Source organism: Symmachiella macrocystis (assembly GCF_007860075.1).
In the GTDB taxonomy this organism is placed as follows: domain Bacteria; phylum Planctomycetota; class Planctomycetia; order Planctomycetales; family Planctomycetaceae; genus Symmachiella; species Symmachiella macrocystis.
On the sequence record NZ_SJPP01000001.1, the window covers coordinates 1,929,508 to 1,953,249 of the forward strand.

Genomic DNA, 23,742 nt, shown 5'->3' on the forward strand with positions numbered 1-23,742 from the left:
ATTCGGCATTGGCTACAAAATTGAGCCGGGTGAGGGGGGATTGCTTCCCACCGGTTGCGGCGGCCACTATGTTAGGGGCTGAATCGGGCGTGGGATCGAATATCGCGACGTGCGACAGGGATGTGAACCAATTAGGAATCGACGGCAAAATGACGATGCTTTGGGAAGTAGAAATTGAACCGGCCGACGGCCAGGTGGATCGTGAAGGCAACCGGGTCCTGCAAGAATGCCGCGTGCTCGGAGCCGCCTCGGTCAGCGACGTGCGCACCGCACGCTCGTTTTTGATTCAAGGTGAACTCGACGCCGACAATGTGAACCGCGTTGCCGAGTCGTTGTTGGCCGATACGGTCGTGGAAACTTTCCGCGTGCATCGGCTGGATGGGGCTGACGGGACGATGTGCGGCGGCGCGAAGTTGCTCAACGTGCTCTACAAGCCGGGCGTGACCGACAATATCGCCAACAGCGCCCAAAAAGCGATGTCGGGACTGGGGTTTGATACGGAGGCCGTCCGGACCTGCCGCAAGTATTGGCTGAACGAGAACGCAGACGATGCAGAAGTGACGCGCGTCTCAGAAAAAATTCTGGCCAACGACGCCATCGAACAAGTCATCGCCGGCGCGCTGCGGATGGAAAATTTGGGGATCGGCAGCGAGTATCAATTCGATTTGATCACTGTCCCAATCCGCACCATGTCGGATGACGACCTTGAACGGTTGAGCCGCGAAGGCCAGTTGTATCTGAATCTGACGGAAATGCAGACAATCCAAGCACACTTCCGTGAATTGGACCGTGACGCGACCGACGTCGAGTTGGAAACCGTCGCCCAAACGTGGAGCGAACATTGTTCGCACAAGACGCTCGGCGGCCGCGTCCGTTACAACGACGGCAAGACGGAGCGGTTGTTCGAGAATATGCTCAAGGAGACAATCTTCGCGGCGACGGTAAAAATCCGCGAAGACTTGGGAGATGATGATTGGTGCATCAGCGTGTTTAAGGACAACGCCGGTATCATTACCTTCGACGACGAGCAACATGTCTGCTTCAAAGTTGAAACACACAACCATCCCTCGGCGCTGGAACCGTACGGCGGTGCCAATACTGGGATCGGCGGCGTGATTCGCGATCCGTTGGGAACGGGACTGGGTGCCAAACCGATCTGCAACACCGACGTGTTTTGTTTCGCACCGCCGGATGTATCCTATGACGATCTCCCGCCGGGTGTGTTGCATCCCAAGGCAGTCGCGCAGGGAGTGGTCGCCGGGGTGCGAGATTATGGCAACCGCATGGGTATTCCGACGGTCAACGGCGCCGTTTATTTCGACGAACGTTACCTCGGCAATCCGCTCGTCTATTGCGGCAACGTAGCGATGATTCCGGTCGGCAAAGAGGACAAACAGGTCTATCCGGGAGATTTGATTGTCTCTGTTGGGGGACGCACAGGTCGCGACGGAATTCATGGCGCGACATTTTCTTCCGCGGAATTGACCGAACATAGCGAAACGCTGTCCGGTGGAGCCGTGCAGATTGGGAATCCCATCACCGAGAAAATGGTGGCCGATGTGATTCTTGATGCGCGCGATCAAGGCCTATATACGGCCATCACAGATTGTGGCGCCGGCGGCTTTAGTAGCGCGGTTGGTGAAATGGGTGAGGAGTTGGGAGCTGAGGTTTGGTTGGACAAAGCCCCGCTGAAATACACGGGTCTGTCTTACACCGAGATTTGGATTTCCGAAGCGCAAGAGCGGATGGTGCTGTCTGTGCCGCCGGAGAATTGGCAAAAGTTCCATGACCTGTGCGCCGCTGAAGGAGTCGAAGCGACAGCCATCGGCGAATTCCAAGACACCGGTCGCTTGGTGCTCAAATACGATGGCGAGCAGGTGGCGGATTTGTCGATGGACTTCCTCCACAACGGCCGCCCGCCGGTGATCCGTGAAGCGACTTTTGTCCCGGCAAGTTCCAGCACCAAGGACTTGCCCATTAAGGTCGACTACAACAGCGACCTGAAACAGATTCTCGGCTCGCTGAATGTTTGCAGCAAAGAATGGGTGATTCGACAGTACGACCACGAAGTGCAAGCAGGCAGCGTGATCAAACCGCTCGTTGGCGTGCAAAACGATGGACCGTCGGACGCAGCTGTGGTGCGCCCCGACCTGCAATCCCAGCGAGGCTTGGTGATTTCCTGTGGGTTGAATCCGCATTACGGCGACATTGATCCTTACTGGATGGCGGCGTCGGCGATTGACGAAGCGGTGCGGAATTGTGTCGCCGTCGGTGCTGATCCGACTAAGATCGCCGTGCTGGATAATTTCTGTTGGGGCAATACTGACAAGCCAGAAACCCTGGGCAGCTTGGTCCGAGCAGCACTGGCTTGTTACGACGTGGCCGTTGCTTACGGCACGCCGTTTATCAGCGGCAAAGATAGCTTGTACAACGAATTCTCCTTCGTTGACGAAGCAGGCGACAAACAAACGGTGGCGATTCCCAGCACGCTGCTGATCAGCGCGTTGGGGCAAACCGACGACGTCCGTAAGTCGGTCAGCATGGACCTCAAACAAGCGGACAACGTGTTGTACCAAGTCGGCGCGACGAAAAACGAACTGGGGGGCAGCCACTATTGCCTCGTCAACGACATCACCGGTGGGGCAGTTCCGCAGGTGGATACGGACATGGCTCCCAAAATTTTCCAAGCCCTGCATCAGGCCATTCATACGGGGCTGATCCGCAGTTGTCACGACCTCAGCGAAGGGGGCTTAGCGGCGGCGGTTGCGGAGATGAGTTTCGCCGGCGAATTGGGAGCGGAAATTTGGTTGGCCGCATTGGGCGAAGCGGGACGCTGCGACGACGACATCGTGCTGTTGTTTTCTGAAAGCAATACGCGGTTCGTGATTGAAGTCCCGCCCGATAGCCAGAAGCAATTGGAGTCGATTTTCGAGGGTCTACCGTTGACAGAAATCGGCATTGTCAACAATGGTCCCAATGTCATGTTCCGCGGCATCCGAGGTTATGGCGCGATTGACACGCCGTGGCGGGACCTGAAAGCGAGTTGGCAACAACCGTTGGCATGGGATTGACGTTGAGGAAGTTCCCTTCCAAGCACATTGTAAAGGGCCATCATGCAGCGCACGCCCGATAACCCCGCGCTCGCATCCGCCCCGCGACGCATCGCGCATGCTGTTGCGCTATTGGTCGTATTTGCAGCGATTGTAGTGTGTGTGAAATGGATCGACGTGTCATCCTTTGCACGTTGGCAAACAGAGTTGCTGTATTGGAATTACGCGGCGCACGTCCTCATGATCGCCGTCGCCATCGGGGCGTCGCTCACTTTGAAACGCCGTTGGGCCGAATACGGTCTGACAGGTCACGGCTGGAAGCGGGGCGTGCTCATTGGGTTGTGCAGTGGAGCGACTTTGGCTCTGCTCCCATTGTTGCTGGAAGGGGTCTTCGGTCAATTGGCACTTCAAAGCCGGATTGCGGGTTATTGGATAAGCACGATCGTGTTTCAAGTCCTGTTTGTTGGTTTTGGTGAAGAACTATTGTTTCGTGGTTTTTTCCAGGCGGAATGGAATCGCGTTTTTGCGCGGCGATTCCACATCGGCCGGGTCCGTTTCGGCTTTGGACTCTTAGCAACCGCCCTGCTCTTTGGGATTGCGCATTGGTTGAATCCCTTTAACCCACTGCGCGATCGTTTCGCGCTGGATTGGCCGGCACTGTTTTTTACAACCAACGCCGGATTGATCCTGGGTTTTTCCCGCGAGTTGACAGGAAGCTTGGTCGCTGCTGTATTGGTTCACGTGGCGGCTGATGTCTATCCAGCGCTGTTCCTCAAAGGCACACCCGGTGGAATCGGGATGGCGGTCGGTTGGGGAGTCGCCGTGGCGGTGTTGATCTTCGCCGCCCATTCTTGGGTCGATGGTGATGCAACTCCAGCTGAACCGCAGGGCGACTAATCCCCCTCGTCGGCGGGTTCGTTGGGCTTGGTCCGCTCCAGTTCCGCGAGAGTGAGCAGGACGATCAGGCCAATGAGATCAAACCCCAGACAGATCGCCAGCGACAACGTAATCGCTTTGGCAGCTTGCGCACCGCCGGTATCGCCCAAGCTGCTCAGTGCCAGCCAGACGAACAGCACAACAAGAAACAACAGCAACAAAACAGCGCCGACCCACAGTGAGCGGAGCAGATAAGGGCGATACTTCACGAGTTGACTTTCCGGCGACGGACGAACGAGACAACCACCAGTTTTACCCAACCGGCAGACTTTGCACACTTTCACATCCCGTACGCCCGCTGTCAATGGCCGCGGGGGAGTGAGGCGTGAGGGGACAGGCTTGAAGGTTTGGTAACCGAACGCCGTTTGTCTTCTGGCCACCGACCATTCCCCACCGGTTTCTCGCCACCGGACCACTCCCCACCGGACCCTGCTTTCTATTTGAGTCTTGGCGGAAAGTTCGCATGCAGCCCGCGCAAACTGGCGCTTTCAGGCAGGAGCCATCGGTGCTCGCAACAATTAGACAGCCAAGAGTCCTCCTACGACTGCGGAAAGCAGGCACGTTGTCATCTGTTTCATGATTCGTTTCCTCAATCAAAAATCCATCCGAAAAATTTGCAAGGTTTTACCCTGCCCTCATTTCGCTCCGCGTGGTATATCTCGTCTTGCGTCTAGACTCAAGGCCTTTCGATTTCTGCAATAACGACGAATTGACAACGGGGAGAAGTGCCAATGAAACGCATCGCCATCCTAACGGCCGGGGGAGATACTCCGGCGCTGAACGCCACGATCTATGGAGCGGTGGAGCGGGCTAACGCACTGAAAATCGAAGTCGTAGGAATTATCCGCGGTTTTTACGGCGTGCTCAGTACCCACGTTCCACATTTGGTGCTGAATCCGCTGTTAAGCACCATTCCGGAGTTGGACCCGTGCTTAGGAGGGACAATTTTGGGGGCTTCGCGAGCTTATGTCGATCCCGCTGACAAGGAGTCGGTCGACCTCGTCGCAAGTCGTTTGCAGCGACTGGGAGTTGACGGCTTAATCTGTATTGGTGGCGACGGCACGCTCAATGGCATGCAACCACTGTCAGAGCGGTTTCCTTGCGTGCTGGCCCCGAAAACCATCGATAACGATTTGGGGCTGAACTATCTTGACGAGCCGAATGAATGGACGCGCGTTGAGACCGAGACTCCCGGAAAATTCCGCTACGAAAAAAAACAAGGCCATCCTGACCTCAATCTCGACGAGATGATTAACTACGTCACCCCGGGGTATGCCACAGCCGTGTATGTCGCCGCCGGAGGGATTGAACGGATCCGCACCACGGCCGAAGGACATCGCCGGATTGCGATTGTCGAAGTCATGGGCCGCGACTCGGGCTTCATCGCACTCGGTTCGGCTTATGGACAACCGGACATCGTATTGATGCCGGAGTTTCCGATCGAGTTTGAACGATTGACGCAACGAGTCCGCGAATTATACGACCTGCAGAAACATGTAGTGATTGTCATTGGGGAAGGAGTCCGCGATGCGGACGGCCAACCACTGGGAGCTAAGAAGAAGACATTTGACCCCGCGGGCAATGTGCTGTTCAGTGGAGCGGCCGAACACCTGAAAGATATGCTCGACGAATCGATGGGGAACGAATTCTTCACCGCCCGACAGCGGCATGAAACGGCTGCGTCGGCGATCTTTACTCGGAAACTCGGTCATACCCAGCGGGGCGGTCGGCCGATCTCGTTTGACCGGTTTTACGGTTCACAACTGGGAGGCAAAGCGATCGAACTGTTGGCAGAGGGACGCAACAACTGCGTGGCGACTTTGCAATGGTCCAGCGAACACGGCTTTCAGTTGGATTCGATCGAAGCCAATATCCTGCGCGACAAATGGCAACTCATCCACGCCCGACAAGTGCACCCGGCATTTTACGACGCAAAGCGGTTCCAACTCTCGAAGTTGGGTAAACAATATTTGCTGCCGATCTTTACCGATGCAATCGGGATGGACGACATCGAAAATATTCGAGCGGAATTGTTCAATTCCGGCAAATTGTCGACTCGCTATCAGAGCGTGAACATCGGCATTCAAAAACGGTTGAGATACCTCGAACCCCGCGCTCCGTTGGGAGGGCAATAACCCCGAAGTAGTGCGTTCCATAGGGGCAGAATGACGAGCGCCGCGCGAGCGATCGTTACATGCGGTGTTGTTCGACAATATCCCAATCGACATCGATACCCAAGCCGGGTGCATCGGTGATGGTGACCAGCGGGCCTTCGATTTGGATGGGGTTCTTGGCGATGCGGACTTGGTGATAGTCGGGCCCCAGTACGTCGCCGGGGTATTTCTCGACCTGCATGTTTTGGCAGGCGACAATCACATGCCCCATGGCGGCGGTGGCAATGTCCCATTCTAAGTTGGAACCGATGCTGCAGGCGACGCCGTTTTCTTCGGCGAATTCAATAATATCGACGCACTTTTGAATGCCCCCCTGCTTGCCGGGATACAGGCTGATCACATCGCAACAATCGTTGCGGACCAACTCTTGGGCGTGAATCATGTTGAAGCAAATGTCGTCGGCCATCACTTCGGGTTCGATTTTACGGCGGACACGGGCCAAGGCGGCGTAGTCGCCATCGGGAGTGGGTTGCTCAAACACATCGATATTCAGGTCCCGCATCTCGTGGCAGGCCGAGATTGCCGTCTCAGCATCCCAACCGCAGTTGGCGTCGATCACAATATCGCGCTGCGGACCGGCGACTTCGCGGACAATTCGCACCCGTTCGATATCGGCCGCCGGATCTCCGCCGACTTTGACTTTAATGGTCTCAAAGCCTTCAGCAATAAGTTCCTCCGCCCGCCGTCGCGCACGATCCGGTTCATACGCCCCCAACGAAAACCGACAGCGAAACGTCAACGGCCGCACCGCTCCCCCAAGCAATTCATAGACCGGCTTGCCGGCCGCTTTGCCGTTGATGTCCCAACAGGCCATTTCAATCGCGGATTTTGTAAACCAGTTGTGTTGCGCCGCGCGATCCATTGCTTGCGCCAGTCCGGGAATATCCTCCGGGTCGCGGCCAATCACTTGCGGCGCCAGAATATGTTTGACGAGCGCTTCGGCGCTCCACACCGTTTCTCCACTCCACCGCGGCATAACAGTCGCTTCGCCAACCCCTTCGAGACCGGTGTCCGTCACGACCTTAACGATCAAGTAGGGCGACACAATGTGCTGCCCGAGTGACGACTTCATGCGCCGCTGGGGTTTGAGAGGAATCTGGACGGGGTAGGTTTCGATTTTTGCGATTTTCATGCGGTACATCCCGGTGTCTGGTCGCCGATCATTCCAATGCCGCCGGCTGATCATTCTTTGCGGTCGCTTCGACGACTGCGTTGTCGTCATCGTTTTCCTCAGAGGCTTCCCATTGCGACTTCAACGCCGCCAGCTTATCCGATTCACCCAGTTGTTCATAGCAGTGAGCCAGCATCACAGCGGCTGGTTGATAGTTAGCACAGTCTGCTAGCGAAGATTCGAATAGCTTCACCGCATCGCCCTGGCGATCTTGCGCCAATAGCGCCAAGCCGATGTTGTATTTCACACCGGCTGAAATCGGATGGCGATTGAGGATTTCGCGGTAGGCGGTGACAGCTCCTTCCAAATCCCCTTTGCGGGCACGCAAGTTGGCGCGGTCCAGTCCCGGGAACGGCCCTCCCACATCGGTTCCGCCATACGAACGGAACAACTGCACAAGCGCAACCGGAATACCCAAGATAAAAATCAGGTTTCCAAACAACATCTTCCACGCTTCACCGCGCATACATCCGGGACAGCGCCACGTCTTGCTCGACTGAAATCCATAAACCACGAGCAAAAAGTAGAAGTAGAAAATCGTGAACTGCCGCGGCTTACTATACATGCCGCACTCGTCGCACAGCCGATAGTCGCGGTCACAACTGGGTTGGACTTCTCCCTCGTCGTTCGGTGGGGGGGCGATCGTTGATAGCGTATCGCAAAATTGGCAACTGATTTGCGGTGTCGTCGCCATGTCCGTCAAATTCACGACGGCTGCGCAATTCGGACACGTTGCGTGATGAAACGTATGTCCCAGCCCTTTGTCTTCCAGACTTTCGCGATGCGCCTTCGCCCAGGCCGAGCTACGTAGTCGCCCCAATTCCGTTTTTAATTGTTTAGCCTTGGACGTCTGAATCCCTAAATGAGCAGATTGATCCTCATCGGTCAGGACCGACAGAATCAACAAATTGCTCCGCACCTCCGCTTCGAGAATCACGATGATCGGGATATCTGTATCATCCAACTTCAGCATTTCAGCATCGAGAACACCCTTCTTCGCCAAAAAGCCCTTTGCATTTCCGTTTTCGTCGATCCAGTGAAAACTGAATTTCAGCGGTGTCATGCGAGCTCTCCCCAGGGACGTTGGATGTGGTTTGCCCAATCAGTCTGTTAATGCTTGTCGCAGATCCGCAATGAGATCATCCAGATGTTCGATCCCCACGGGCGATAGGCCATTCTTTAACAATCGTGGAATTCTCGGATCTCAGTTGACTTCTGAATCGATCGCTGGTCCGTCATCCCCACCGCTCCATTGGGCCTTCAATGCTGCCAGTTTTTTGGATTCATTGAGTTCATGATAACACGTCATCAACGCCACGGCAGCGGGGCGGAAGTTGGAACAATCCTCTAATACCGACTCATACATTTGTACGGCGTCGGCGATTCGCTCTTGCGTCCGTAACGCCAAACCGATGTTGTAACGTATTCCCGCGGAAATTGGCCTACGGAATAATATTTTTTGGTATCCGGCGATGGCCCCGTCCAAGTCGCCTTTCCAAGCCCGACGGTTCGCGCGATCCAGACCTTTAAACAATTTGATGTCTTCATGCGGGAAATAACACCGGCACAATTCCCTCAGGGACGGAGGAATTCCCAAGAGAAAAGGTAGGTTGGCCAAAAAATTGAACAAAGCGTCTTCTCGAGCACAGCACGGACACATCCAAATCTTGCGGTACCGGTACCCGATGACCACTACCAAAAAATAAAAATTGAAGAGGCCCAACTCCTTGGGATTGCTGTATTTGCCGCACTTGTCGCACAAGCAATAATTGCGATCAACTTGCGGTTCAAATTCGTCGCCGTTATCGGAATGCGTGGTTATGGTAGAGATCGTATTGCAAAACTGGCAGCTAACCTGCGGAGTCTCTGGCTTGCCGGTCAGATCAATGATGGATTGGCAATTGGGGCAGGTGACATGGTGAAACAAGTCACCTAACCCTCGTTCCTCAAGCCGTTTCAAATGCTCTTCAGCCCAAACTGCACTACGCAAGCGACCAAGTGCTGCGTTTAAGTGAAGGGCACCAGATGTCTTGATCGTCAGCCAAACCGGTTTTGCTTCTTCGTTCACTGTACAAATCGAGAGTACAGTCTTAGATGCCCTGGTACGGAGGATCCAGGGAATCGGAATTTGAATGTCCGTAGCCAGGGTAATTGTATGAAGGTCGATCCAGCCCTTGCTGGGAATCAGGCTTGGAGTGCCTTCATCATCTATCCAGTAAAATTTGAAACTTCGCGAGGTCATGAAGGCACCCCCTTTCGAAGCCTACAATTGAAACGCGAACTAACCGTCCAACGCTTGTCGCATATCCGCAATGAGATCATCCGGGTGTTCGATCCCTACGGAAATCCGTACCGTGTTTTCGCTAATTCCGGCGGCCAGTCGAGCTGCGGGCGTCATGGAGGCGTGGCTCATTTCCGCTGGATATTCGATCAACGATTCCGTTCCGCCCAATGATTCGGCCAACAAGAACAATTCGGTCTTCGTCACCAACCGTTCGGCGACCGTGCGGCCTCCTTTGACGTCGACGCTGAGCATGCCGCCGAAGCCGGTCATTTGTTTTTTGGCCAATTCGTGACCGGGATGCGACGGCAAGCCGGGGTAATAGACCCGCTCGATCGCCGGATGCTCATGCAGCATTTCCGCCAATGCGGTAGCGCCGCGCTGATGCGCCTGCATCCGCGGCGCGAGGGTTTTAATCCCCCGCAACACCAGCCAAGCATCAAACGGCGAACAGCCCATGCCCATCGCGTTTTGTAGATAGTTGACCCGCTCCGCCTGTTGCTCATCGCGCGTCACGACACAACCGCCGACGACATCGGAATGACCGTTGAGATACTTGGTCATCGAGTGCACGATGATATCGACACCGAATTCAAACGGCCGCTGAAAGTAGGGAGACATGAACGTGTTGTCGGCAATGGAAATTGCGCCGGCCTGCTTGGCGATCTCCGCCACGGCCGCCATGTCGATGATGTTCATCAGAGGATTGCTGGGAGTTTCGATCCAAATGCATTTGGTTTCCGGTCGCACGGCCGCGCGTACCGCATCGAGGTCGGTCATCTTCACGAACGTAAATTCCAGCCCCCGCTCAGACAGCACATTGTGAAACAATCGAAACGTGCCGCCATAAATATCATCGCCGGAAATAATATGATCGCCCGGCTTGAAGAGTTGTAGCGCCGTAGTAATGGCCGCCATGCCGGTCGCCACACAGCGGCAATCGATGCCCCCTTCCAGCGAGGTGATATTCTCTTCCAAGGCCCGCCGCGTGGGATTTCCGCTACGCGTGTAGTCATAGCCGCGGTTCTTGTCGATGGCGTCCCAGACGAACGTGGAGGTGGGATAAATCGGCGTGGTGGCGCTGTTGTAAGCTTCGTCTTTATAGACGCCCGTATGGACGCAACGCGTTTCAAATTTCATCGGATGGTTCAGTGTTTCTAAGGGGTGAAAGCCGGAAAAGTGCCTCCGAGTATAACAGAAACAATTTCCGCCTACACGTACCCCACCGAAAACCGACCGACAAAAAAACGGCCCCGCGACTTTTCTCGCGAGGCCGTAGCAGTTGTGGAGTGAGGTGCCGAGTTACGATTCGGTAAACAGCGGCGTCGACAAATACCGTTCACCCGAGTCAGGCAACACAACGACGATCGTTTTTCCGGCGCTTTCGGGCTGAGCGGCGACTTTCAGTGCGGCGGCCATGGCGGCTCCACAGCTGATGCCACAGGTGATTCCCTCTTCACGGGCAATTCGCCGCGCGGTTTCAAACGACTCTTCGTTGGTGACCTGCACGACTTCGTCGATCAGTGACACATCCAAAATATCGGGAACAAATCCGGCACCGATGCCTTGGATCTTGTGCGGCCCCGGCTTGCCGCCAGAGAGGATCGGGCTGTGGGTGGGTTCCACGGCGATCGATTTGACCGGATGCTTTTTCTCATTTTTGAGGTAGCGCGTCACGCCGGTGATCGTGCCCCCCGTTCCCACGCCGGCGACGAAGATGTCAATGTTGCCTTCGGTATCATCCCAGATTTCCGGGCCGGTGGTCTTAAAGTGGATTTCGGGGTTGGCCGGGTTTTTGAATTGCTGCGGCATGTAGTATTCAGGACTCTCGGCGATTTCCGTCGCTTTGTTAATCGCACCGTTCATCCCTTCAGGACCGGGCGTGAGGATCAACTCCGCACCGAACGACTTGAGCATCATGCGACGTTCGATCGACATCGTTTCGGGCATCGTCAAGGTGAGCGGATAGCCCTTGGCGGCGCAGACATACGCCAGTGCGATCCCGGTATTGCCGCTGGTCGGTTCGACGACTTTCATCCCCGGTTTGAGTTTGCCCGATTTTTCGGCGTCCCAGATCATAGCCGCCCCGATCCGGCATTTGACGCTATAAGCGGGATTGCGGCCTTCGATCTTGGCCAGAATCGTCGCATCGAGTCCTTCAGTCAGCCGATTGATTTTAACGAGCGGCGTCCGCCCGATCGATTCGGCATTGTCCTTAAAAATTGGCATCGCAGTCTCCTGTTGCAGATGAGGGGGGAGTAGGCGTGAATCGGTGCAGCCGCGCAACCTGAGCGCAGCTGCGCGCCGGTATTATGAGACAAACCCGATTTTCGAGCAATCCCTGTTCGGTGAGGGCGGTTCGGAGGGTGAAGCGAAGCGTCGGGGGGAGTGTTGAGACGGACCGTTTTAGTGAGGGTGAGTAACTCGCAAACAGAAAAAACCTCGCGCAAAGTCACTGCTGAATGTTTTGGCACTTGCGAGACCTTTTGTATGCTCCGAAGGGAGGCATTTGAGCAGCGGTATTCTCCTACTCCACACCCGCACGTGTTGCGGCTTGAGCGTCAATCTTCTTGAGAGCTTCGGCCGCAGCTGCACGTATTTGGGGATAAAACTCTTGATCGGTCATTGCCACAGCAATCGGCTCGCCGCCGGAAACATCTGCTGATGGAACTAGTGGAGGATCCTCTTGGGGTGGTGGCGAATACTGCACCATTCCAACCAGGGTTGGTACTGCTGCCTTCGCAGCAGGGCCAATCTGGCCAAGAATTTCGGCAGCGTCTCGTCGGATGGGACCGAAATCATCTTCAAGTAGTTCAATCAGCGGAGGTATTACAACGGACGCTTTTCCATCGATCAACCAAAGGGCTTTGCAAATACTGAGTGTTTCATATCCCTTCGCTGTTTGGAGTTCATTGCGAAGAGCGGGAACCGCGGCGTTGGCGGCGGGTCCAAATTCTCCCAACGCATGGGCTGCTAATGAGCCAACGTCGTCGTCATGTAGTACCTCCACAAGTGCCGGGACAGACTGGACAGAATCTGTCCCGAGTTGGGTGACAACGGAAACCGCCTCTGATCGAACAAGATAGTCCTCATCCGAAATCAAATCCAATACCGGCTCGACGATGGAGTCGTCACCTGCAGGGAGACGTTTGATTGCTCGAATCGCGAGTAGCCGTAAACGAGGATCGTCACTGGAAAAATGTTCAATTAAGGCTGCAGCGTCCTCCGAATCGGGGTCGATGTACATGTCATTGCGGTCCGTCCAATAGTAAAACCCCACGAATGAGCACGCCACACAAAGAAAACCCAGCCAACTGAGACGATTCCCCAACAAACGCATTGCCCCACAATGAACCGCGTATGCCGTAAAGCAGAAAAACGCGAACGGAATCGCTAATAGATAGGCAAGCAGAAACAGCCATGCAATCGAGCTGGGGACATCGACGAGCAAAGGAAAGCAGATCGCTACGCTGAGCGCATAGAAGGCAACGTGTTCTCCCGCAGTCCATGTCGCAGACAACCGATGCAGGGAGAACGTAACAGCTGCGACCGTGACGATCGCAAGAACGACGTTGAAAACGAGGGCACGCATAAAGAACTGGGACAGAATCGACTCATGCGCAAGCACCATGTTGAGCGGAATGACTGGACCTAGCTGATAGACTCGAACAAATGTCAGCGGAAATCCATAGCTCGTCGAGCTGATCGCAATATTACTCCCACCGACGTTCATAGCGATGAGAAACCAAATTGTTAAACCAAAAGCAACAATGGTGGTGCAGACGCGCCACGGTCGTTGCGATTTCTCCGCTGAGTCGTCCGCCGTCAAATTGGCAATAACCGACATTCGGCACTTCCGATCGCTGGAAAGAACCCGTGACAATAAATACCGCGTGCCTTCAATTATCACAATGTTTCGCTACACCGCAAGATGCCCCTGCTGCAAAGTACGCCGGCTCTCTTGGCTTTAAATGCGCCAGACTATCGGCTCGCAGCAGAATCTTCTTGCATGCGCAGAACCGAAAACAGATAATCAGAGCAGGTCTTTTGTCCCAAATGAAGGGCGTGATCCTTCCTTCGCAACAACTTTTCATCCAGACAATCTTGGGTCAGCTGAAAAAGCTAATACAATTCCATGATTCTTCGACGCGTTGTGATCGGCACATTCATCGGTGGGATTCTATCTGCCATCCTGATCCCCATCGGTCTTTTCCAAGCCATGGTGGTTCCGACCCCCTTCTGCGCTTTTGTCGGCGCTGTTATTTCCGTGCTCATTTATGGATTGGCCATTCTCGCTCGTGTACCGATTCGGCACTCCGCACTATGGCAGCTCACGGCGATTGAGACCTGGCTCACTGCCGTTTTGGTTGTGGCAATTCTTGTTGGCGTCTCTCCAGCAATAAATCGCGCACGCGCTGCCGCCCGGCGGACGCACGTTCGCAACAATATGAAGCAGCACAGTGGTTCTCATGCGGATGCCGTCTATTTGGACAGTGAGATGCAGGTCGTCCGCGTCTCAATCTGCCCAGTCTGTAGTCGACCTGATACCGAAGTCTTTTTTTACGTCGACTCCGGCGAACAACCCCACCTCCATAACGCATCCGATCCCGCAATTCCCATAGACACGTTTTTGCGGGCTAAGCAGATGATCGAGCAAAGCAAACAAAATCCGCGCTAGCGAGACATCAGCCAACATTTTGGTAACTCCATAAATGGAGCTGAACTCAATTCACATACCGCCCATCTTCACGATGAACGTTGAGGAATTATGGGCACTCCGCCTCATGTGCCAAAATAGGACACTTTAACCGACCCCAGACTGGCCCAAAGTCGCTGCTTGGACGACCTATCCAGAGGTCCATTGATAGTTTGCCACGTGCGCCTCACCTTTCATAGGAAGGCGCGGTTTCGCGGAACGGGAACGAGCCGTCCTTCTGGGACGGGCTTACCTCGGACAACAGTTGATTGCCGAGGCTTTCAAGAATCAAAAACTCATCCCGCCAGTTCCTGGGCCGCGGGGACAACTTTGCCGAAAATGGGCATCTCCTCAGTCGCCGCTTTCACGGAAAAACCGCCTTTGGGCTAAGGCGCGGTGCTCTTCGGAATGCGATTACGTGGGACTCGAGTAGGTAATGACCGGCAACAAGTTGCGTTGGGAAAGGAACGGTTTCTCGAAGATATCACTTGGTCGGTTCAACACAATAGTCGTTTCAATTTCGCGACTTCAAATCGACCCAAACAGTCCAAGTCGATGCCACCCGGGGCAAGAAGCGAATCGCGTTGAAGTGGTTCGTGCATCTAACGCCGCACGATAACGCAACTGCCTGCTTGGTTGTATGGCTGGGAAACTTACCAGTAAAATGAGGGAGAGTCGACGGTGGCTTACTGAGGTCTCCAGGTAAAACCTGCGATGATATTACTGTTCCAAGCCTGAGCTGAAAGAACCGACATGACATTTCCTCGAACATTTTCGCACATCGGTATTTCTGTGACGGATTTAGACCAGGCCATCGATTTCTATACCAATACGTTAGGGTGGTACGTCATCATGCCCGCCACTGAAGTTGTGTCAGATGATTCCGCTATTGGTGTGATGTGCGATGATGTGTTCGGCGAAGGTTGGGGCCGATTTCGAATTGCGCACTTAGCCACCGGTGATAGAATCGGCATTGAGTTATTCGAGTTTGAGAATGCACAAAAGCCTGAGAATAATTTTGAATACTGGAAAACAGGGGTGTTCCACTTTTGTGTCCAAGACCCCGATGTGGAGGGGCTCGCAAAGAGAATCGTCGAGAATGGAGGCAAGCAGAGAATGCCCGTCCGCGAGTATTATCCCGGTGAAAAGCCCTACCGGATGGTTTACTGCGAAGACCCCTTTGGTAACCTGATCGAAATCTATTCTCACGGCTACGAACTTACTTACTCGGCGGGCGCATACCAAGGCGATTCTGATTGATGCCGAGCCCGGGTATTTCGGTTCACCCTCCAGCGATGGGCATATCGACCATTGTTGGCGAACAGCCCCGCCGCGACACCCCAAATCACCCCCCAACACAATCCAAACAATTCGGATCGGTATGATCCAACACCGGTAAATCTCCGACCGGGAAGAGGTGGTTGTATTTTAACCCGCTGCCGGTGTTGAAGAGCACGATTTTTTCGTCCGGTTTTAGCCAGCCGGTTTTTAAGAGGTGTTGCGCTGCTTTCCAGACCGCTCCCCCTTCGGGGCAGGCGTAGATTCCTTGTTGGGTGGCGAATTCTCTTACGCCGTCGAGCAGGTCGGCGTCGCTGATGGTCAGGGCTGTGCCGTTTGATTCGCGGAGGACGCGGAGCATGATGAAATCGCCGACCGCTGCCGGGACCCGTAAGCCCGAGGCGACTGTTGACGCATTGGCGAACATCTCCGCATGGTCGGCTCCCTGCTCAAACGCGCGGACGACCGGGGCGCAGTTCTCTGCTTGGACCACCACCATCCGCGGTCGCTCCGGACCGATCCAACCCAGTTGTTGCATTTCGTCAAACGCCTTCCACATCCCAATCAAACCCGTGCCGCCGCCGGTGGGATAAAAAATCACGTCCGGCAATTGCAGTTGTGTGGCTTGAGCGGCATCGGCCATGTCGAAGGCAAGTTCGTAACCCATCGTCTTTTTGCCTTCGATACGAAACGGCTCTTTGAGTGTCGAAAGATCGAACCACCCGAATTGCTCGCAGCCTTGTTTGACCAACTTGCCACAATCGCTGATCAACCCATTCACCAAAAACACATTCGCTCCGCCCACAACACTTTCGATAATGTTCGCCGGCGGCGTGTCTTCGGGCATGAACAGATAGCATTCAATCCCGGCGCGATTCGCATAATACGTCGCCGCCCCAGCAGCGTTTCCGGCAGAGGGAAGCGCAACCACCTTGGCCCCCAGCGCGACGGCCCGCGTCACCGCCGCCGCCATGCCACGGGCTTTGAAGCTGCCGGTGGGGTTAAATGCTTCGTCCTTGACGAACAGATTCTCAAACTCCGCAAACGCGCCGCGGCGTTCCAGTCGCAACAGCGGCGTCTGCCCCTCGCCCAATGAAACAGCGTCGCTGACATCATCAACCGGCAACACATCAGCAAACCGCCACATCGACCGCGTCGCACGGCGGCGAACGGCGTCAGGCGTAAACGACTCGCGCAGCGCCGCCAGATCATACCCAGCCAACAACGGTTTGCCGCAAGCGGTACACAGATTCTGAAGTTGATCAACCGCATGATCCAAGCCGCACGCAGCACAGGTCAGGGAGGTATGCACGGTGAGTTGCTCGTCAATTTGATAGGACGGATTTGGCAAAAAAACGCAATGACATCTCAGCCTAGCGTGTTCCGAAAAGCATTGCAAAGCGATGGGGAGCAATGCCGAAATGACGAAAAAAAGAAACCGCGCGCAGAGACGCCAAGCCGCAAAGCCAAGTTGAGAAACTCCTTTCGTGGCTTCTCTTCTCTTTTCTCTGCGGCATGGCGTCTCTGCGCGCGATTTTTCATTTAATGATTGCAGGAAAGCTCCGCCATTGCCCCGCCGCCGAACCTTTCCGGTTTTTGAGTTGTCAATTCCTGCTCCGCCGTCGACAATACAGGTAGAACTGCCGTTTTTGACCGTTTGACCCTTGCCCGGAGACAGACCGATTTCCGCCCATTCGACTGAGATTGCCTACCAATGTTGCATTGCGCCCGACTGTGGGGCGACGTTTTCTGTGGACGAAGTGCATACCGGCTGCCCGACGTGTGGGAGCCTGTTGGATGTGCGGTATGACTGGGACCGTGTGGCGGTGCCGGGGTCGTTGCGGGAGTTTGAAGGGCGATGGAGTACGCGACGCAATCCGCTCGATTTCAGCGGCGTCTGGCGGTTTCGGGAGTTGCTGCCGTTTGCTCCGGAGGACAAAATCGTCACTATCGGCGAAGGGCAAACGATCCTGCAGCAGTCGAATTCCGTCGCCCGTTATTGCGGCATGAATGACAGCAGTCTGTTTTTGCAATACGAAGGTTTGAATCCCTCGGGCAGCTTTAAGGACAACGGCATGACGGCCGCGGTAACGCATGCCCACATGGTGGGAGCGACGCAGGCCGCCTGTGCTTCGACCGGCAACACGAGCGCGTCGTTGGCCATCTTTGGGAGTTGCACCGGGCTGTTGCGGGTGTTGGTGTTTATCGGCAGCGGCAAAATCGCCTATGGAAAATTGTCGCAGGCGCTGGATTACAATGCCAAGACGATTCAACTCGAAGGGGATTTCGACGATGCGATGCAGCGGGTCCGCGAGGTGTGTTCGCAAGCAGGGATCTATCTGTGCAACAGCCTCAACCCGTTTCGGCTGGAAGGTCAAAAGGCGATCATCTTTCGCATTCTCGAATCGCTCGCTTGGGAGCCGCCCGATTGGATCGTGGTGCCCGGGGGAAATCTGGGCAACACCAGCGCCTTCGGCAAAGCCTTGCTGGAGCTGAAGGAATTGGGACTGATCAACCGCTTGCCGCGACTAGCGGTGATCAATGCGGCGGGGGCGAATACGTTGCACGAATTGTACGAACGCGACGGTTTGCGGTGGAACCATGGACGCCCCGACGCCACCGTGCGTGAGGATTATTTTGTGGCGATGGAGGCGGGCGGGCGCCGCGCTGCGACATTGGCCTCGGCCATCGAAATCAATCGGCCGGTCAATTTGAACAAAGCCCTGCGGGCGCTAGATGCGTGTGACGGTGTCGTTCGCGAGGTGGGCGACCAAGAAATTTTAGACGGCAAAGCCCAAGTCGGCGCCGGCGGCTTTGGTTGTGAACCGGCCAGCGGAGCCAGTGTGGCCGGGGTGAAGCAACTCCGCGAAGAAGGAGTGATTGCGGCGAGCGATCGCGTGGTGTGTATTTTGACCGGACACCAATTGAAGGATCCCAACGTCACGGTGGCGTATCACAGCGGAAAATCGGACGATTTTGATCGGCTGTTACGCCCCAGCGGCGTGAATGAGGCGGTCCACGCCAATTCGCCCGTTGCCGTAGAAAACGATTTAGAAAAAATCATGGAAGTCGTTTCCCGTTTCTAGTAGAGTAAACGTTGCGAAACGCGGTTGCCATCATTATTGATTCTGATACGAGGGTCGCGATGAATACGCCCTTTGAAGATCTTGAATATTTGGCCGATTATCTTCCCGACGAAGGGGAGGCGATGTTAGTCTCGCGCCGCGACGGCGAATTGGTCTGCGAACCTTTTGCCCAGGAGACGGGCCGAGAAGGCATCACTGATCCGGAATTCTATGGGCGATTGATCCAAGCCAGCGAACGTCTGAGCATGCAAAGCACGCTGCCGCTCTGGGTCTGCCTGATCAGTTGCTTCTGGGGCTGCGTCGCCCTGCACGTGATCACCGGCATTGGCTGGGCGGGAGCTTTTTTTGACATCGGACTGGTGATGATGGCCTTGATGGGGGGCTATTGCTGGATTCGCTATCGTCACCAAAATATGTTCCGCCAGGAAATCCGCCCCATGCTGGAACGAGAGATCCGTCGCCGTAGCTTACAGAAATACGCCGTCATCGGCGCCATCCGTCAACATCCCGAAATGCGCTCGTTGATGGACGAACTCTCACTGTGGACCGAAGAAGGCCGCACAACGAAGTATTAGGTGCACTGACCGACTACGGCAGGAAGCCGCGTTCGCGGAGTTCTTGGACGTTGTGCGGTTGGCTTTCGATCACCCGTTCTAGGGCATACCGCAGCAAGGCGATGCCGGCTAACTCTGGGGGGGCGGTCAGCACGGCGACCCGTTCTTGCTCTTCGGCATCGAGCTTGCGATTAAGCAGGGCGACTGCCTCTTCGACGCTGTCACTACGAATATCGCTGCTGTGGCTGGTGTTGTCGAATTTTAACTGCGGGATCACGGTTCGCTTCATCAAGAATTGAACCATTTCGTGTTCTTCTTGACTCTCGAAAAAATTCCGAAACTCCGCATCCATGTTATCCGGTGTGATCAACATCGGCCGCGTGACTTTGATCTCCCCTTCGGTGATTTTGACGGTCGCTCCTTCGGACTGGGGATGACAGACCAAATAATACGGCAATTCGGTTTCGCCAAATGTGAACAGCGAAAAGCTGACCGGGCGGGCGATGCGTATGGCATCCCACGCTTCGTGAAAGCGGCGTTCTACTCCGAAATCGTCAAATGACATAGAAATCTGTTTTGCTGTTGGCGAGGGGGAAGGTCCCGTTCCACGAATTGCTGCCTCTTTGGCAACAACATGTTGCCGGTAGCTGGTCTTGATTGTAGCCGACGCCGTGCGGCGCGTGCAAATCGTCGCCCCGTTTCGTGATCTTGGGGCACCAGCGGGCGGATGTGGTTGCGGTTATTGTTCTTGCGTCTATCTCAAAATTCAGCTACGGTTGCGAATGCAACATTGAGGGACTTGCTGTCAGTGAAAAGGCCCTGCCGCAGGACACGGTTGGCCGCTTGCGCGGATGCCGTTCGGTGGGATTGAAAATCTGCCATTGCCTGGCTGTGTGCCTTAAGCGTCGAAGGCGACGACAAGCAGCAGCGGGTTTTTGAAACTCATGTCCGGGTTCGGCGAACAGCGCTGTCACCGAGGAAGGGGCCCCATGCCGTGTTCCCCGCAATTGACCCATCCCTGTACACGTCCCCGATGCGACTGGCTGCGGTTCACCGGTTTGGTCACTGCAATCATCGTCTATACTGGTTCTGTTGCCGGCGCAACCGAATTGGACGATACCCGCGAGCTGTTTCAAACCGGGCGGTACCAACAGTGTATCACGGTCACACAACAGGCACTCGACGCGCGTCGTTACGGTGAAGATTGGCCGGTCCTGCATGTCAAATCGCAACTGATGCTCGGCCGTCATGAGGAGGCACGCGCCGCCACCACGGCCTCGCTAAAACGTTATCCCTGGAGCATCCGCCTACGGCTCATGTCGCGGCAGATGTTTCACAAAGCGGGGCAGGAGGAGCAAGCGCAAGCGGAACTTGCCGAAATTCGGCGACTGATCCTCCGCTTTCCTTGGCGATACACGGACACGGCCAATCTGGTGGCTTGCGGCGATGCCTTGTTGCAACTGGAAGCGGAGCCGCGCGATGTCCTGCTCAATTTTTACGACCGCGCCAAAAAAGAAAATCCCAACCGGCCCGACGCCTATGTGGCGATCGGCAAGCTGGCGCTGGAGAAACATGACGATGCGCTCGCTGCCGAAGAATTTCGCGCAGCGGTCAAACAGTTCCCCGACGACCCCGACGTCCAATTCGGTTTGGCGCGGGCACTGGCTTCCAGTGATTCCCAAGCCGCGCAACAGGCGCTGGATCGCGCATTAGAAATCAATCCACGGCACGTACCGAGTTTGCTGTTTACAATCGACCGTTTGATCGATGCGGAACGCTACGACGACGCGGAAGCGGCCATTCGCTCTGTGTTGAAAATCAATCCCCGCCAAAGTCAGGCGTGGGCCTACCGCGCGGTGTTGGCGCATTATGCCGCCGACCCCAAAGGCGAGCAAGCATTTCGCGCCGCCGCACGCGGTCGCGCCGTCAACGAGCCAAGTGTGGATTATTTGATAGGCAAAAAATTGTCGCGGAACTACCGCTTTCGCGAAGGCGCTGCGTATCAACGCCGCGCACTGGAACAGGATGCCGACTTCGCACCCGCCACGATTCAACTCGCGCAAGATCTGCTGCGTCTGGGCAAAGAAGAAGAGGGTTGGCAATTGGCTCAGGCCGGTTTCAAACGCGACGGCTACGACGTGGTCAGTTTCAATCTCATCACGCTGCAGGAAAACCTGGCCAAGTTCCGCACTTTGGAAGATGACGATTTCATCGTGAGGATGGATGCCCGCGAAGCGGCCGTCTATGGGCCGCGGGTGCTTCAGTTGTTGCAGCGTGCGAAACAAACGTTGTGTGAAAAATATGATCTGCAATTGTCCGCTCCGGTGGTTGTGGAAATCTTTCCCGACCAGTCGGACTTCGCCGTCCGCACGTTCGGCATGCCGGGAGGCGCGGGGTATCTGGGGGTCTGCTTTGGCAATGTGATTACGGCCAACAGCCCCGCTTCCCAGGCGGGAAACCCCACGAATTGGGAATCGGTCTTGTGGCACGAATTCTGTCACACGGTGACGTTAAATCTCACCAATAACAAAATGCCCCGTTGGCTCAGTGAAGGCATTTCGGTCTACGAAGAACGTCAAGCGGACGGTCGCTGGGGGCAATCGATGACGCCTCAATATCGAAAATGGATCTTGGCCGATAAGTTGACGCCGGTCAGTCAATTGAGCAGTGCCTTTATGTCCCCGCCCAGCGGCATGCACTTGCAGTTTGCCTATTTTCAATCGTCCTTGGTTGTCGAGCACCTGATTGAGAAACATGGGCTGAACACGTTGAAACTGATCCTGCACGACTTGGGAGCGGGAGTGCCGGTCAATGTGGCATTGGAACGTCGCACCGATGGCTTGGCAAAATTAGAAAAGGATTTCGCCAAGTTCGCCCAACAACGCGCGCTGGCGCTGGGCCCGGATGTCGACTGGACGGAACCGCGCCGCGATGAGACCGGCATCATCGAGGCGGACGCCGACGACCCGTTGAATTCCAAAAACATTGCGGTACTCACCGAACATGCGAAAGCACTGTTAGCGGCTGAGCAATGGGAGTCCGCGAAACAGCCTTTGCAGAAGCTGTTGGAATTGCTTCCCGAAGATATTTCCAGTCAAAACGCATACGTGCTGTTGGCAACCGCCCATCGCCAATTGGGGGAAACGGATCCAGAGACGACGGTGTTGGAAAAACTAGCAGCGCGCAGTCCCGATGCGCTGCCAGTCTACCTGCGATTGTTGACGCTGGCGGTTGAACGCCAGAACTGGAAAGCTGTTGAAATCAACGCAAATCGAATTATTTCGGTCAACCCGCTGTTGCCCCGTGCGTATAATGCCTGGGCGAGGGCGTGCCGTGAACTTGGGAAACCCGCAGCGGCGGTCGCTGCTTATCAAGCCGTTTTGGAGCTTGATCCCCATGTGGCCATCGACGCGCACTACCAATTGGCACGCTTGTTGCACAAAAACGATCCCCTATCAGCGAAAAACCATTTGTTTCGGACGCTGGAAGAGGCGCCCCGCTTTCGGGAAGCGCATCGCCTGCTACTGCAAATCCACCGCCAACAGAAAACCGCCGAACCGCAAAAATCTGTCGAACCAATAGAGACGAAAGCCAACTAGTTCCACAGCCGCTATTCGTCGAGGAGTGGTCATGTCACGACGTTTGCCGATCCTGATCACAGTCGCCCTGATCGCGATTTGTTTGGCGCAGATTTCACATGCTCAACGTCGCCACCGCTTTTCACGCGATCGCCACCCCAGAGGACGCGGCGGTGTGCCGGAATGGCAAATCGACAAGCAATTTCAAAGTGACGTGTTCACTTTCGCCCGCGTCCGGTACGGATCGTACGGCCGGAGAGGCAAATGGCGGACCGACTACCCCGACAGCGACTTAAACTTCTCCTTCCGCTTACAGCAGTTGACCTCATTAAAAGTCGATCCCAACGGCAAGATCTTGCAGCTGACCGATGAGGAACTATTCGACTATCCGTTCCTCTACATGATCGAACCAGGCAACTTGTTTTTCGAGGAAGCCGAGGTCGTGGCGCTGCGGCGGTATCTCCTCAACGGCGGTTTTTTGATGGTCGACGATTTTTGGGGCTATCGCGAATGGGACAACTTCTATCGTGAAATCAAACGAGTCTTCCCCAATCGCGAACCTGTGGAGGTTCCATTAGAGCATCCCATATTTCATTGCGTGTACGACCTCAAAGAACGCCCGCAGGTCCCGAGCATTCATGCCGCCGAATGGGGTCGTGATCGGGGGATCACCTGGGAGCGCGGCGAGGACTCGCGGCAAGTGCACTACAAGGCAATCCTCGATGACAATGGCCGCATGATGGCATTCATTTGCCACAACACCGATCTGGGCGACGGTTGGGAACGCGAAGGGGAAAACGAATGGTACTTCCACGAATTTTCTGAAAAGAAAGCCTATCCGCTGGGAATCAACATCGTGTTTTATGCGATGACGCATTGAAGCGATGAGGCTTGAGGTGACCGGCTCGAGGACAAACTAAAGGGGAGCGATTGTGGAA

18 protein-coding genes are annotated in these 23,742 nt (G+C 55.3%); 9 read left to right on the plus strand and 9 right to left on the minus strand.

Going from position 1 to position 23,742, the window contains the following annotated elements:
• Positions 1-155: 155 nt before the first annotated feature.
• Together purL and CA54_RS07480 are read left to right on the plus strand one after the other, a co-directional pair.
• Complete coding sequence (purL, locus tag CA54_RS07475) at positions 156-3,071, plus strand: phosphoribosylformylglycinamidine synthase subunit PurL (protein WP_146372309.1); 2,916 nt, start codon at positions 156-158, stop codon at positions 3,069-3,071.
• A gap of 42 nt (positions 3,072-3,113) precedes the next feature.
• Positions 3,114-3,947, plus strand: coding sequence for a CPBP family intramembrane glutamic endopeptidase (locus CA54_RS07480; RefSeq protein WP_146370185.1), 834 nt, complete (start codon positions 3,114-3,116; stop codon positions 3,945-3,947).
• Here CA54_RS07480 and CA54_RS07485 read toward each other — a convergent pair.
• Positions 3,944-4,366 (minus strand): hypothetical protein, encoded by a 423-nt coding sequence (locus CA54_RS07485; RefSeq protein WP_146370186.1) that lies wholly within the window; start codon positions 4,364-4,366, stop codon positions 3,944-3,946. The two genes, CA54_RS07480 and CA54_RS07485, sit on opposite strands and share 4 nt — an antisense overlap.
• A gap of 351 nt (positions 4,367-4,717) precedes the next feature.
• Here CA54_RS07485 and CA54_RS07490 point away from each other — a divergent pair, with 351 nt between their 5' ends.
• Positions 4,718-6,121: a 6-phosphofructokinase gene (locus CA54_RS07490; protein WP_146370187.1), complete on the plus strand. Its 1,404-nt coding sequence runs from the start codon at positions 4,718-4,720 to the stop codon at positions 6,119-6,121.
• Positions 6,122-6,176: 55 nt separating this feature from the next.
• Here CA54_RS07490 and CA54_RS07495 read toward each other — a convergent pair whose 3' ends face one another.
• The 6 genes from CA54_RS07495 to CA54_RS07520 all read right to left on the minus strand — a co-directional run bounded on the left by CA54_RS07495 (position 6,177) and on the right by CA54_RS07520 (position 13,459).
• Positions 6,177-7,292 (minus strand): mandelate racemase/muconate lactonizing enzyme family protein, encoded by a 1,116-nt coding sequence (locus CA54_RS07495; RefSeq protein ID WP_146370188.1) that lies wholly within the window; start codon positions 7,290-7,292, stop codon positions 6,177-6,179.
• Positions 7,293-7,320: 28 nt separating this feature from the next.
• A complete protein-coding gene (locus CA54_RS07500; protein WP_146370189.1) occupies positions 7,321-8,394 on the minus strand; it encodes a tetratricopeptide repeat protein in 1,074 nt (357 codons plus the stop codon).
• Between the two features lie 141 nt (positions 8,395-8,535).
• Complete coding sequence (locus CA54_RS07505; protein WP_146370190.1) at positions 8,536-9,399, minus strand: tetratricopeptide repeat protein; 864 nt, start codon at positions 9,397-9,399, stop codon at positions 8,536-8,538.
• Between the two features lie 213 nt (positions 9,400-9,612).
• Entirely contained in the window at positions 9,613-10,752 is a 1,140-nt protein-coding gene (locus CA54_RS07510; protein ID WP_146370191.1) for a trans-sulfuration enzyme family protein, read from the minus strand.
• A 162-nt stretch (positions 10,753-10,914) separates the two neighbouring features.
• On the minus strand, positions 10,915-11,841 hold the full coding sequence (gene cysK, locus CA54_RS07515; protein ID WP_146370192.1) for a cysteine synthase A: 927 nt from the start codon (positions 11,839-11,841) through the stop codon (positions 10,915-10,917).
• A gap of 298 nt (positions 11,842-12,139) precedes the next feature.
• Positions 12,140-13,459: a HEAT repeat domain-containing protein gene (locus CA54_RS07520; protein WP_146370193.1), complete on the minus strand. Its 1,320-nt coding sequence runs from the start codon at positions 13,457-13,459 to the stop codon at positions 12,140-12,142.
• Positions 13,460-13,747: 288 nt separating this feature from the next.
• Between CA54_RS07520 and CA54_RS07525 the strand changes: the two genes are divergently transcribed.
• Together CA54_RS07525 and CA54_RS07530 are read left to right on the plus strand one after the other, a co-directional pair.
• Entirely contained in the window at positions 13,748-14,290 is a 543-nt protein-coding gene (locus CA54_RS07525) for a hypothetical protein (protein ID WP_146370194.1), read from the plus strand.
• Between the two features lie 771 nt (positions 14,291-15,061).
• Complete coding sequence (locus CA54_RS07530) at positions 15,062-15,568, plus strand: lactoylglutathione lyase family protein (RefSeq protein ID WP_146370195.1); 507 nt, start codon at positions 15,062-15,064, stop codon at positions 15,566-15,568.
• Positions 15,569-15,653: 85 nt separating this feature from the next.
• Here the strand turns inward: CA54_RS07530 and CA54_RS07535 are convergent, their stop codons facing one another.
• Complete coding sequence (locus CA54_RS07535) at positions 15,654-16,898, minus strand: threonine synthase (protein WP_146370196.1); 1,245 nt, start codon at positions 16,896-16,898, stop codon at positions 15,654-15,656.
• A 439-nt stretch (positions 16,899-17,337) separates the two neighbouring features.
• Between CA54_RS07535 and thrC the strand changes: the two genes are divergently transcribed.
• Entirely contained in the window at positions 17,338-18,672 is a 1,335-nt protein-coding gene (gene thrC, locus CA54_RS07540) for a threonine synthase (protein ID WP_231962995.1), read from the plus strand.
• A 59-nt stretch (positions 18,673-18,731) separates the two neighbouring features.
• The gene (locus CA54_RS07545) at positions 18,732-19,247 is read left to right on the plus strand and encodes a hypothetical protein (RefSeq protein WP_146370197.1); all 516 of its coding nucleotides are present in this window, start codon (positions 18,732-18,734) and stop codon (positions 19,245-19,247) included.
• A gap of 13 nt (positions 19,248-19,260) precedes the next feature.
• Here CA54_RS07545 and CA54_RS07550 read toward each other — a convergent pair whose 3' ends face one another.
• A complete protein-coding gene (locus CA54_RS07550; RefSeq protein WP_145373778.1) occupies positions 19,261-19,791 on the minus strand; it encodes a hypothetical protein in 531 nt (176 codons plus the stop codon).
• Between the two features lie 424 nt (positions 19,792-20,215).
• Here CA54_RS07550 and CA54_RS07555 point away from each other — a divergent pair, with 424 nt between their 5' ends.
• Together CA54_RS07555 and CA54_RS07560 are read left to right on the plus strand one after the other, a co-directional pair.
• The gene (locus CA54_RS07555; protein ID WP_197532271.1) at positions 20,216-22,825 is read left to right on the plus strand and encodes a tetratricopeptide repeat protein; all 2,610 of its coding nucleotides are present in this window, start codon (positions 20,216-20,218) and stop codon (positions 22,823-22,825) included.
• Positions 22,826-22,856: 31 nt separating this feature from the next.
• Complete coding sequence (locus tag CA54_RS07560) at positions 22,857-23,684, plus strand: DUF4159 domain-containing protein (protein WP_146370199.1); 828 nt, start codon at positions 22,857-22,859, stop codon at positions 23,682-23,684.
• Positions 23,685-23,742 lie beyond the last annotated feature (58 nt).